Below are 386 nucleotides of genomic sequence, written 5' to 3' on the forward strand. Positions count from 1 at the left end.
GTCAGACACCTGCCGCAATCTGATCTCGGTGTCTGACACCCTCTGCGAGGCTGCCGCGAGTTGACGATCGTCTCGCCAGGGTGTCAGACACCTGCCGCAATCTGATCTCGGTGTCTGACACCCGCTGCGAGGCCGCCGCGAGTTGACGATCGTCTCACCAGGGTGTCAGACACCTGCCGCAATCTGATCTCGGTGTCTGACACCCTCTGCGAGGCTGTCGCGAGTTGACGATCGCGTCACCAGGGTGTCAGACACCTGCCGCAATCTGATCTCGGTGTCAGACACCCTCTGCGAGGCCGCCACGAGTTGACGATCGCGTCACCAGGGTGTCAGACACCTGCCGCAATCTGATCTCGGTGTCTGACACCCTCTGCGAGGCTGCCGCG

Source organism: Achromobacter sp. Root565 (assembly GCF_001427425.1).
Taxonomy (GTDB): Bacteria; Pseudomonadota; Gammaproteobacteria; order Burkholderiales; family Burkholderiaceae_B; genus Achromobacter; species Achromobacter spanius_D.